The 10,993-nt window shown below is 41.2% G+C and carries 11 protein-coding genes and 1 pseudogene; 6 read left to right on the top strand and 6 right to left on the bottom strand.

Going from position 1 to position 10,993, the window contains the following annotated elements:
• Positions 1–77: 77 nt before the first annotated feature.
• Positions 78–350 (top strand): annotated as a pseudogene (locus tag GNF10_RS31180) (Rpn family recombination-promoting nuclease/putative transposase); the annotation flags it as partial.
• Between the two features lie 266 nt (positions 351–616).
• On the opposite strand, the gene GNF10_RS31185 reads toward GNF10_RS31180, so the two are convergent.
• The 3 genes from GNF10_RS31185 to GNF10_RS31195 all read right to left on the bottom strand — a co-directional run bounded on the left by GNF10_RS31185 (position 617) and on the right by GNF10_RS31195 (position 2,868).
• Positions 617–862, bottom strand: a complete 246-nt coding sequence (locus GNF10_RS31185; RefSeq protein ID WP_185580503.1) for a hypothetical protein — start codon at positions 860–862, stop codon at positions 617–619.
• A 446-nt stretch (positions 863–1,308) separates the two neighbouring features.
• Complete coding sequence (locus GNF10_RS31190; protein ID WP_185580504.1) at positions 1,309–1,863, bottom strand: phosphate-starvation-inducible PsiE family protein; 555 nt, start codon at positions 1,861–1,863, stop codon at positions 1,309–1,311.
• A gap of 81 nt (positions 1,864–1,944) precedes the next feature.
• A complete protein-coding gene (locus GNF10_RS31195) occupies positions 1,945–2,868 on the bottom strand; it encodes a lipopolysaccharide assembly protein LapB (protein ID WP_185580505.1) in 924 nt (307 codons plus the stop codon).
• 436 nt (positions 2,869–3,304) lie between these two features.
• On the opposite strand from GNF10_RS31195, the gene GNF10_RS31200 reads away from it, so the two are divergent.
• The 4 genes from GNF10_RS31200 (at position 3,305) to GNF10_RS31215 (ending at position 7,302) form a co-directional block, all read left to right on the top strand.
• Complete coding sequence (locus tag GNF10_RS31200) at positions 3,305–5,353, top strand: elongation factor G (RefSeq protein WP_185580361.1); 2,049 nt, start codon at positions 3,305–3,307, stop codon at positions 5,351–5,353.
• A gap of 2 nt (positions 5,354–5,355) precedes the next feature.
• Complete coding sequence (locus GNF10_RS31205; RefSeq protein WP_185592082.1) at positions 5,356–5,541, top strand: hypothetical protein; 186 nt, start codon at positions 5,356–5,358, stop codon at positions 5,539–5,541.
• Positions 5,542–5,875: 334 nt separating this feature from the next.
• Entirely contained in the window at positions 5,876–6,772 is an 897-nt protein-coding gene (locus tag GNF10_RS31210) for a prohibitin family protein (protein WP_185580370.1), read from the top strand.
• A 137-nt stretch (positions 6,773–6,909) separates the two neighbouring features.
• Positions 6,910–7,302: a nuclease A inhibitor family protein gene (locus GNF10_RS31215; protein ID WP_185580362.1), complete on the top strand. Its 393-nt coding sequence runs from the start codon at positions 6,910–6,912 to the stop codon at positions 7,300–7,302.
• Between the two features lie 80 nt (positions 7,303–7,382).
• Here GNF10_RS31215 and GNF10_RS31220 read toward each other — a convergent pair whose 3' ends face one another.
• Both GNF10_RS31220 and GNF10_RS31225 read right to left on the bottom strand, forming a co-directional pair.
• Positions 7,383–8,222, bottom strand: a complete 840-nt coding sequence (locus GNF10_RS31220; protein ID WP_185580363.1) for a DNA/RNA non-specific endonuclease — start codon at positions 8,220–8,222, stop codon at positions 7,383–7,385.
• Positions 8,223–8,432: 210 nt separating this feature from the next.
• Positions 8,433–8,930: a DUF6174 domain-containing protein gene (locus GNF10_RS31225; protein ID WP_185580364.1), complete on the bottom strand. Its 498-nt coding sequence runs from the start codon at positions 8,928–8,930 to the stop codon at positions 8,433–8,435.
• A gap of 243 nt (positions 8,931–9,173) precedes the next feature.
• Between GNF10_RS31225 and GNF10_RS31230 the strand changes: the two genes are divergently transcribed.
• Complete coding sequence (locus GNF10_RS31230) at positions 9,174–9,368, top strand: transposase (RefSeq protein WP_185580365.1); 195 nt, start codon at positions 9,174–9,176, stop codon at positions 9,366–9,368.
• 70 nt (positions 9,369–9,438) lie between these two features.
• Here GNF10_RS31230 and ctpC read toward each other — a convergent pair whose 3' ends face one another.
• The gene (gene ctpC / locus GNF10_RS31235) at positions 9,439–10,722 is read right to left on the bottom strand and encodes a carboxyl-terminal processing protease CtpC (protein ID WP_185580366.1); all 1,284 of its coding nucleotides are present in this window, start codon (positions 10,720–10,722) and stop codon (positions 9,439–9,441) included.
• Positions 10,723–10,993: the final 271 nt, after the last annotated feature.

Genomic DNA, 10,993 nt, shown 5'->3' on the forward strand with positions numbered 1-10,993 from the left:
TTTTTGGGAATATGTCCTTCGGTATACTTTTGACTATCTACTTTTCCTAACTCATTAAAAAATGGGCGAACCGGGAGCTGTTATACAAATTTACCCGGTTAAGCCGAGAGGAGTTAGCAGAAATGTTGGGTATAGACGACGAATTCAAAAAAACAAGGATGTATCAATCTATCAAGCAAGATGGCTTAGAAGAAGGTCGCCAAGAAGGTCGCCAAGAAGGTCGCCAGGAAGCTAAGTTAGAAGCTATTCCCCGGTTATTGGCATTGGGGTTGAGTGTGGAACAAGTAGCGGTGGCTCTCGATTTAACGGTGGCACAAGTACAGCAAGTAGCCCATAATCAGTCTGGCTGATAGTGGGCGATTGTCTGAGTATTGCGCTTTATCTCTGGAAACACTGTGCTATATGTTTCTTAAGCAAAGTGTGCAAGATATCGGTTAATAAAGTTTTTACGTTTTATTTAGCAGGGTTTACGCAAAAAATAGTCCAAACTGTATTTTCTGTTAGGGGCAATTTATGAATTGCCCCTACCGCATATAATTTTGCGTAAGTCCATTTAGGTTCACTAAAGTAGAAGCGATGTCTACGACGGGCTACACCTACGCAGTTAAAACCTGGGTTACATCTTACCCTGTTGCAGCACTTGTTGTAGATGTTGGCGGATCTCTTGTGCGTGTTCAATATCAGATTGGCGCAATTTTTGGAACAACTCTACACAAGGCTGAGAACCTACTTGCTCTGCATCTTTGATGTAGGTATCGTAAGCTTTAACGGCTTCAGCTTTGTTGTGCAAAACTGTGACAAAATCATACTCCAAGTCGCTAATCGCTGTTTGAGACTGTCCGTTACCTGTATTTGTAGCCATTGCTTGATCCTCTTTTAGAATTTCTAATTAACTTTATACTCACCCTTAAAAAGCGATTCATCTTCCGAAAAGAGTATATTTCAATACGTCGGAAGTACCTTGCGAGTGTAGATGATAGTATTCAGTGCGTAGGCGTAGCCCGTTGTAAACATCGCTTTCCAATTACCTCAGCCTTATCCCATCTCGTTTTTCCATTACTGATGCGTAAAAAATAAGATAAGTCGGGGATCTGCGGATTCCAATTCTCACCAATCAAATAGGATTGCTATATTGCTAAAGAATTAGATTTGAAACTAAGAAATAAGCAAGTCGTAGGCCGCAAGTTGGAGTTTTCTGGCTCTACACATCTAAGAGGATATTTTATTAGTCAACAGATAAATCAGGGAATAGGACAGACAAGGGAGAAAATTCTACCTCATCTCCCCACTCCCTATTTTCATTAGAATTTAGCCAAGGGGTTTATTTTCATCACATTGACGTGAATACTGGAATTCCAAATCATTTTGCCGTTCCCTACCTCCTCTATACACAACCGGACAAAGCTTAGTGTTAGCGCTCATACAATCCATGTGTGGAGTTTTAGCACAGACTACAAGTAGTCCACCCAGAACAAATAACAAACCACAAATTGCAAGCGTATTAACCCAAGAAATTTCCAGCGCTCCATGAACTACTATTTCTCGTAGTAGGGATACAATTGTTACCTCAACTGCTACTCCCACAGAGATACTATGTTCTTGCAAGTAGACCATTAATAGTCGAAATAACTCGACTAAAATTAACACAAATAGTATTTTTGCAGTCACGTGTTTATAGTCTAGTGGCTGCGTGAGGGCGATAGCTATCCCCCACAATTGGATCAGCATGACGGCGAACAAACCCAAACACAAGACAATCACAATTAAGTCTTGAAAGGCTTCCATGTTGCGAACAATTGAGTGCCGATCAAGCCAGCGATCGCTAAATAAAAATCGACTTTTCTGGCGCTTTTGCATGTACATTTTTCCAATCGGGACAAGTTCAGACAACACCAGCGAGTCAGCCCAATAGTTTTATGTTATGCAATATTAAGCTTTTGCGCCTCAGCGAGGTTGGTAATTTAAATTTTGTGCCTGTTGCAACAATTGCTCGGCATTTTTCGCCCACTGAGGATTCTTCTGAGCATTATATAAATCTCTAGCAAATTGGAATACTTGTACTGCATCTCCATATTGCTTTAACTGCAAAAAAACTAACCCTGCACCATAATAAGCATTGGGATAGTTAGAGTTAGCTTCAGCTGATTTTCTAAAAGAATCTAATGCTTCTTGTAACTTGTTTTGCTGAAACCAAATTGAACCGAGATTGTAGTAAGCTTCTGGATATTTTGGATTAATTTTTACTGCCTGATTAAAGGCATCCCTTGCTTGATCGAGCTTGCCTTGTTGGAGATAACACATCCCTATATGGTAAGGAGGTTCTGGTGCATTTTTGCTATATTCTATGGCTTTTTTAAAAGATGCGATCGCTTTTTCACAATCTCCTTGCTGCTCTTTTACTAACCCAAAATTATAGTGGGCAAATCCTAATTTTGGATCAAGTTCTAACGCTCGTTGCAAATAATCGTTAGCTAACTGTAAATTATTGCCTTCTAATAGCGCACCACCTAAATTAGCAAAAGCTGGAGCAAACTTAGGATCGGCTTGCGTCGCTCGATAAAATGCGTCCGCAGAGGGTTGTAATTGTCCTGTTTGTCGGTATGCTAGCCCTAAATTATAGTACGCTGGTGCTAATCTTGGATCTAACTTGGCTGCTTGTTTAAAGGCTGCGATCGCATCTTGTACTTTGCCCGCCTGAATTGCCTGCAAACCTTGGTTTAGCCAGTCTATAGCTGTTTTTCCATTAGATTGTGCCAGCTTTGAAGGGACAGACCCAGAGAGAGAAAGAGAAGGGGAGGAAATGCTAACAACCAACAAAGTCAAACTGACTAACCCTGCTATGGGATATTTAGAAAATGATAATCTCATTGATTTTCTGATTCGCAACACTTTCAGTTAAATTTACTTCATAAAAAGTTATTTACAAAAATTTTAGATTCGCTATTAATCTTTACTAAGATTAACTTTTATTAAGCTAAATCTTACAACAGGCTACAATTTTTTTAACTTTCGATTAAAAGAAGGATAATAACAAATTAAAGAAGGGTAGTTTTGACTCCAGAGAACAATTTTTTTATCAATTATAGAATTCAGGAGTCAGGAGCCAGAATTCATTCTGAATTCTGTACAACTGGCGGATTAATAAATCGGTTTAAGATGCTCACGGACGAGCTACTGTCAAGATTTATGAATCCTGTTAGCGGATAGCTAGGGTTTAGCCCATTCAGAATAGCTGGATTCTTCTTCAACCCTTGATATATACGGAATCATGCGGTTATAAAAGACTTACCGCAAGGAGGATTTTATGAACGAAAAAGTAAAATCGGGTTCGCGGAATGTTGCAATTGTCGGGCCTTATTTAAGTGGAAAAACCACTTTACTAGAAAGCTTGTTATTTGTCACAGGGGCAATTTCTCGCAAAGGCAGCGTTAAGGACAGCAATACAGTGGGAGATAGTGCTGCCGAGTCGCGCGATCGCCACATGAGTGTAGAAGTCAGCGCCGCTAGCACTGAGTATAACGGCATTTGCTTCACTTTTATTGACTGTCCGGGAAGCGTAGAATTTGCCCAAGAAACGTACAACGCTTTAATCGGAGTGGATGCGGCAATTGTAGTTTGCGAACCCATCCGCGATCGCGTCCTCACCCTCGCCCCTCTATTTAAATTCCTGGACGATTGGGAAATTCCCCACCTCGTCTTCGTCAACAAAATGGATCGGGCAAATATTCACGTTTTAGAAACGTTACACGCCCTCAAAGCAGTATCTAGCCGTCCCCTGGTAGCACATCAATATCCCATCATGAACGGGGAACAACTCACCGGCTTTATCGATATGGTGAGTGAACAGGCATATAAATATCACCCAGGCGCACCTGCTGACCCCATTCCCTTCCCCGAAAGTTTAAAAGAAGAAGAACATGAAGCAAGGGCAGAAATGCTCGAAGCCCTAGCAAATTTTGATGATCATTTACTCGAAGAACTTTTAGAAGACATCGAACCACCCCAAGAGGAAATCCTTAAAGATTTAAAAATGGAATTAGGGGCAGATTTAGTAGTCCCGGTTTTCTTTGGTGTGGCAGAACAAGATTATGGTGTTAGACCTTTATTAGAAGCCTTGTTACGGGAAGCACCTGAACCAGAAACTACAGCAGAACGCCGTTTAAAAAACTTAAAAGGTGATACACCTCTAGCGCAGGTATTAAAAACTTACTACACTCCTCAAGGTGGCAAACTCTCTCTCGTGCGTGTTTGGCGGGGTAAATTAACTGATGGCATTGTCCTCAATGGCATTCGTACTGGTGGAATTTACCGCCTTATGGGACAACAACAGCAGTTTGTTAACCAAGCTAATGCTGGTGAGATTGTTGCATTGAGCCGTTTAGAAGGAATCAAGACAGGCCATACAATCTCTATAGAACAGCAATCTGCAATAGAATTACCGAAAGCCGCACAGTTGGAACCTGTGTATGCCCTCGCCATTACACCAGAAAAGCGCAACGATGAAGTGAAACTCAGCAGCGCTATTACCAAGTTATTAGAAGAAGACTGTTCACTTGCTTGGGAACAACACGGCGATACTCACGAAGTAATCCTGTGGGGTCAAGGTGAGATTCATTTACAAGTTACCTTAGACAGACTGCGCCGCAAATATAACTTGCCGATGACAACCCATTTACCGCAAGTGCCTTACAAAGAAACCATTCGCAAAACAGTGGCTTCAGTTCATGGACGCTACAAGCATCAAAGCGGTGGTCATGGACAGTTTGGTGATGTTTTTCTCGATATCAAGCCTTTACCACGCGGTACAGGTTTCAACTTTAATGAAACTATTGTCGGCGGCGTGGTTCCCAAACAGTACATTCCTGGGGTGGAAATGGGCGTGCGGGAATTTCTCACACATGGGCCTTTGGGCTTCCCAATAGTGGATTTAGCGGTAACTCTAACTAATGGTTCGTATCACAACGTTGACAGTTCCGAACAAGCCTTTAAGCAAGCTGCGCGATTAGCAATGCAAACGGGGATACCCCAAGCAGAACCTACCCTGTTAGAGCCAATTCTGCGCGTGGATGTCACCACACCGAGCGAATTTACCTCCAAGGTGCTGCAACTGTTGAGCGGTAGACGGGGGCAAATTTTAGGCTATGAAGGCAGAAACGATTGGCAAGGCTGGGATAATGTTTCGGCATACTTGCCACAAGCAGAGATGCAAAACTTTATTGTAGAACTGCGATCGCTCACTCTCGGCGTTGGTTCCTTCCACTGGGAATATGACCATCTCCAGGAAGTACCGGAAAAACTTGCCGAACGTGTCATTCACAGCAATAGCAATAGTGGTAACGGCAACGGCAAGTAATTTTGGATTTTAGATTAATTGAAAATCATAGCCCTGCATCTTTGAGTGCAGGGCTATTTTTTAGTGAATTAGGACTCAATACAGTTCAGTTAAGCATCTCTTTCTTCTCTCTGCGTTCTCTGCGCCTTGGCGGTTCGTTAAAAAACGACTTTGGTAACAGAGTTTTAGCCTTAACTGAACCGTATTGAATTAGGACTTACGCAAAAACGCTCTAAAACTCTCATTCCTCCGTGACCTCTGCGCCCTTTGTGGTAGCCTGCGGCAAGCCACTTCTCTACGAGACGCTACGCGAACGTGTCTACGTTTTCCGTTACCCGTGCGTAAATCTTATGAATATTTAATACGCTTTGAACGTTATCCTAACAATCTGGGATGCCATGAAGAGTAATGGGCAAAAGAGTTCCGCCCACAATAAACCGGGCAAAGCAAAATTATAGCTTGCTGCTGTTGAGGGAAAGTTTTATAAAAGCATCTGGGAATTATGTGATTAAGTCTATCCGTCTTAACTACACAGAAAAACTCATGGGTTTTATAATCTCTCTTCTAACTAGCCTGATTGGAATCCTCGTTTATCTCAATACAGCTAGGATCTCTGGCGAAAAGTCGCGTTTAGCAATACGCACAATTACGATATTGATTAGCAGTATTGCAATACTAAATTCTATTTCTAGACTTGTGGTGATTGTCCCACCAGGCAATATTGGTGTAGTCAACTTATTTGGTGAGGTTTCCGAAAGCCCTCTTAACCCTGGTGTCCACTTATTGAACCCCTTTAACAAAGTGTTGAATTTTTCCACTCGCATTAAGGATCTGAAGGAAAACATAGATGTAACAACCCAAGAAGGTTTGAGTCTAAATCTTGATGTCAGTCTTCAGTACAAGCTCGATCCCCAGAAAGCAGCTACAGTATATAAAACCATTGGAACTGATGAAACACAACTGGTAATTTCCAGATTCCGCTCTACTGTTCGTGCTATTACGTCAAACTACCCAGCCAGTGCTATTTACTCTACTAAACGTCAAGAAATCGCCCAAAAAATTGACCAACAACTCACCCAAGAGATACCTACTTTGGGTTTCATCGTTGAGGAAGCTCTTTTACGCAACGTCAAAATGCCTGATATTCTACAAGTTGCAATTCAAAACAAACTCAAGACAGAGCAAGAAAACCAGCAAATGAAATTTGTTTTAGAGAAAGAGCGTCAAGAGGCAGAACGAAAGCGTATTGAAGCTCAAGGTATAGCTGATTCTCAAAAAATTATCTCCGTTGGACTTACCAACCAAGTGCTACAATTACGAGCCATTGAAGCTACAGAAAAGCTAGCTCAATCAAATAATTCTAAAATTGTAATTATTGGTTCTGAAAAAGGTGGAGCGCCTATTCTGATCCAGCCAGAAACAGGAACTTCAAGACCCTAAAATTTTCTGATTAGCGTAGGCGTAACCCGCCGCAGGCATCGCTGCGGCGTTGCTTTCTCCTACATATCTCTCTTTAGGTTTCCCTCGTTGCTACTGGCTGAATGATACAGTATGAGCGTTGCTAGAAACTGATGACTATGAGCGGCGAAATTGTCGAAAAACTCAAGGAAGCTAGTACTGGCTTGTTAATGATGAGCGAGTCAGATTACCCTTTTGAGGTTGTTCAATGGGAAGGTGCTGCACCTGCAACACCGGAGAAGATATTACAGCTAACAGGTTCTCAAAACCTGCCAGTCGAAGTAGTAGAGTTGGACTATCTCTTTCGTAATTGTGCATTTGAGCAAGAGTGGCACAATGACTCACAGAAACAAGATGTGAAAAGATTTCAAACACTTATCCAGACACTTAAAGATAATCTTAGTGACATCAAGGTTTATCGTGTCGGACAAATAAATATTGACGCTTATATCATCGGACAAACTAAAGACGGTGACTTAGCTGGAGTAGTAACAAAACTGGTTGAAACCTAGTAAAAAGGTTGGAAATTTCTTTAAATAAAAGCCTAGCTGCACAGATGGCTAGGCTTTCTCATTTATGAAATCATCCAAACTTATAAATTATCTACTTGCGCTTCTATGACAGACTGAATAGATGTTGAAACTTGTGAGAGAAAATTGTATCCAGTTAGGGATTCTAATGAGTCAACACTAACCCGATAGTTTCTCCAATTTGCTGTTCGCACGCCTTGGGCGTTGGGAATATTGACAGCAATAACTCTCGTGCTGGTTGTCACACCAGCAAGACCTGAACCAGGAGTATTCAATACAACAAGAATTTTCCAAGTTCTGTTGGGGACTTGAACCCGTCCATTAGCTATTGTATAGAACGTTCCGTTAGAACCAGTACCACCCATCCCATATCCACCAGATATGATGTAGAGTTCTTTACCCTGTCCGACTAAAGTTCTGGCATAATCCTCTAAGTTTGCCCAAATTCCCTGATTGTTATCTGGGGCTTGAGCAATCATATTGCTCATCAAAAAGGTGGCAGAATTATTAGTAACACTACTAGTCCTGTCAGCGCTAGGTGTCATGTGACCGCGATCAAACCCACTTCCGCTAAAATCGGTAGATTGAACTTGATAACACCCAGAAGGAAGTGTTGTATCAGCCCGAAAAGTATCTTGCCTTGGTGTGCTACCTAACCAACTACTATTTAACTGCCAAGATACCCAATTTGGTCTACCTATTGAGCAGTTGTAACCAATTACATATTGTGGTTTTACCAACAAGTAGTTATTTTGGCTAGAAGTTCCAGCGTTGCTAGGGTTGCCAAGAGTTAGGTGAACACTTACTGATGACTGGGCTGGTACAATCTGTGCTAACCCAATTATGAATAAAACCACCGTCACGAATGGCAGTAGAAACTTGAAAATCTTGATTTTTTTCACGTTTTTGTGCTTTTGATTACAAAAACAGTGTCCAAGTTCTTCGTTTCAATATCAAGTATTCAGTGATACAAAAAAAATTTTTAATGATAAATATGTATGCCAATCTTTTTTTTAGAAAATTTGATTCACACGATAAATTAGGGCGATGCCTGCGGTGGAAAGCTACGCACTGGATCGCCTTAATCTCTAATTTTATGGTTGCAACTGCGACTATTTAATTTCCTGAAAATTCTCAATTGTGAGATATATTTCTTCATCAGCTATCTGACTGTTGTAATCTATCTCAATTTTGGTTGGATAGCCGAGTTTAGGGCTGTAACTCACATTCAGGCTGTAGGCTTGACGGTTGATAGCATCTTGAATCACATCAAACAGCTTAGGAATTGTTTTGTAGTTTTGAAAGAATTCTGGATTAACTGCTTGACCTGTAGCTACAGAAGTGATGGAAGTTGTTTGACCATTACGGACTTCAATGACTACTGGCCCCCTAGCGTCTGGTATACAAAAGCATCCATTACTAAATGTATAGCGATAGTTGGAAATATTTTGCTGATTCCACAAATAGCGATTAAATTTTAATCGCCTTAAATCCAAGTTATTATTTTTTGTTGGCGATTGTGCTATCTCTATGGGAGATTGGGACATTACTGGTAGGTTAAGACCGAAAGATAGCAATAATCCGGCACTGATAATGATAGGTAAACGCATATCAATTCACTTAATTTCAAAAGTGCTATATACATTAATTCATGTACTTGTTTAAATAAACTTTATCTTTTGATTAAAATCTATTAGTGGTCAGCCAAGATCAAATAACAATAACAAATTTATTCTTCCCACCACGATCGCTTACAATCGCATTTATCGCTTGTAAATTAGTTTTATGGAAATCGGTGCGATCGCAGATGTGCGAAAATCTTTACTGTAAAAAACAGATTTTTTGTTTCAAAGATGAATGAACCACAAACTTGGTATATTGTCAAACATTCTGCTGGTAATTGCGAAATCGTCCCCAGCGACAAAATTGGCGACGATAATTTAGAGATTAAAGAAACTATAGAACAGTGGGGGCCTTTTAGTTCGCAAGGAGAAGCGATCGCTCGGCGTGTTGGACTTATTAGGGCTGGAAAGTGCCAGCCAGTTTAAGTTAGGAGTTAGCAATGATGTTTTTATTCCTAACTCCTCATTATTCACTCTTCACTTTATTCTTAAACCTTCATTTTTCTGCTGTAGTAGTGGCCCTCGCAGTAATTTTTTTACCAATCACTTCCACTGCTTTAGCAAATTGAGGGTCTTTTAGGGTTGCGAGTTTTTCACGTTCGTTGAGCCACAAATCCTGTCGCTGGGCATCTGTCAAATCAACTTTCACATCTGGATCAATACCATGCTTATTAATATCTCTATCATTAGGCGTATGATATTTAGCAATTGTCACCGCTAATCCTGAGCCATCTTCTAGGGGGCGTACCGATTGCACTAATCCCTTACCAAAGGTTTGAGTTCCCACTAGAGTTGCACGTTTATTGTCCTGCAAAGCTCCTGAAAGAATTTCGCTAGCACTGGCTGAACCTTTATCCACTAATATTACTAGCGGTTTATTTGTTAGAGCGCGTCCGTTTGCTACTTCTCGCTCTCGCTCACCTTGGCGGTCAATGGTAGAAACAATTGTGCCTTTATTCAGCCACATCCGGGCAATATCTATACTGGAGAAGAGTAAGCCGCCTGGATTACCACGTAGATCAAGGATGTATCCAGCTACCTTTTTACTTTCTAAATCCTTGATAGCTGTTTGCATTTCTTTTCCAGCATTAGCGCTGAACTGGTTCAGGCGAATGTAGCCAAGATTACCTGCTGGAGTTTGCTTTTGGGAATATTTAACTGGATGAATTTCAATCCGCGCCCGTTTGATGTCTAATTGTTTTATCTGACCGTCGCGCTGAATCGTTAGGCTAACTTGCGTTCCGGCTTCACCCCGGATTAGGGATACTGCTTGATTCGTATCCATCCCCTTGGTGCTTTTGTTGTCGATTTTGAGGATGACATCTTTTGCCAAAACGCCAGCTTTAAATGCTGGTGTGTCTTCGATTGGCGCAATTACAACCAGTTGCTTAGTTTTTTCATCTTGACTGATAGTGATCCCAATCCCGATCAATTCTCCAGAAGTGTCCACTTGCATATTTTTGAATTCTCTTGGATCCATAAACCGGGTGTATGGGTCTTCCAGTTTTTTCAGCATTTCCCGAATAGACTTATACGCCTCTTGGGGATTACTGTAGGACTTGCTTAAGTACTCCTTACGAACAGCCTGCCAATCTACCTGATTGAAAGTACCATCTACATATTGGCGCTGAACAATTTGCCAAACTTCATCTACTATTTCTTTGGGACTTGCTTTAAATAAAGCCTGACCTCGCGAGTGAATGCCAAGGCTAGTAACTGCGATCGTGGAGAGTGTCACCGCCGTAGCACCCAAAACAAGCCTACTTTTTGTAATCACCATAATGACAGCTGCGTCAGAGGGAAAATATATAGTCAGTATGCTCAATCTAACACAGGCTTCCACTGTACAGACCGAGTATGTATTCTTAATTTAAACAAAATACTTGACAATCCGGCGACCTTGGTTGTTATCAATACAAAAGTTTTAAGATTGGGAATTGGGCATTGGGCATTGGGCATTGGGCATGAAGAAGAGACAAAGGAGACAAGGAAGAGTGTGGAGACGGAGAGACTTGTTCAATAATTCCCCCTTTTCCCCCTGCTCCCTGCTC

Source organism: Nostoc sp. UCD121 (assembly GCF_014222285.1).
Classification (GTDB): Bacteria; Cyanobacteriota; Cyanobacteriia; order Cyanobacteriales; family Nostocaceae; genus Nostoc.